Annotated in this window: 1 protein-coding gene; it reads right to left on the reverse strand. The window is 54.8% G+C overall.

The window, feature by feature from the left end; translation table 11 throughout:
- A protein-coding gene (locus tag ACR0BF_RS20330) for an IS5 family transposase (RefSeq protein ID WP_480625672.1) occupies nt 1-737 on the reverse strand; the annotation gives its coding sequence in 2 pieces (ribosomal slippage) (nt 1-428 and nt 428-737; 738 coding nt annotated over the 2 pieces). This gene is flagged as partial in the annotation.
- Nucleotides 738-827 lie beyond the last annotated feature (90 nt).

An 827-nucleotide genomic window follows, 5' to 3' on the forward strand; every position in this document is an offset into this window, starting at 1 on the left:
AAGTCGGATGGACGTTATATCGATGAATCCCAGGAAGCTTTCTGCGGTCTTGTCGTAGCGGGTTGCAACACGCCGAGCGTTCTTGAGCTTGTTGAAGCAGCGCTCGACCCGATTTCGCAGACGATAAAGTGAGCGGTCGACGCCAACGCGCATCTTTCTGGTTTTCCGCATGGGAATCTGGGTCATCACATCTCGATCATTCATCTTTTTGCGTATTTTGTCAGCATCATAGCCGCGATCTGCTAATAACACGCGCGGCTGAGGCAAATTATCTGCCATGACCAAATCGAAACCACGATAGTCAGATGTCTGGCCCGGTGTGATCTCGGTCCTCATAGGCAAGCCGTGTGCGTTTACGAGAAGGTGGATCTTGGTCGTGAAGCCACCTCTCGAACGGCCAAAACCCTGTCGCGGAGTCCCCCTTTTGCACCCGCTGCCTGATGATGGGCGCGGATTACGGTGCTATCGATCATTTGCAGGGCGTCTGGCACTGCTCCACTTCGGTTCAAGGCGTCCATAATCTCTTCCCATAACCCCGCCAGTGTCCAGCGCCGAAACTGTCGGTAGACGCTGAACCACTTGCCGAACTCTTCCGGCAGGTCGCGCCACGGAGCCCCTGTCCTGGAAATCCAGAAAATCCCATCAAGAACAAGGCGGTGGTTGATAGGCTTGCGTCCATTCGGGGCGCGGACAGCCAAGATGAACCGCTCAAAGAACGCCCATTCCTCGTCCGACATCAGGTCTCGTGCCAAGCTGGTCTCCGTCGTAGATACCAGCTTGAATCATGCCCGCCGACAGATGTGAATCCCTTTTGTCAACATGACCTA

It is taken from the genome of Ruegeria sp. AG7 (assembly GCF_056541545.1).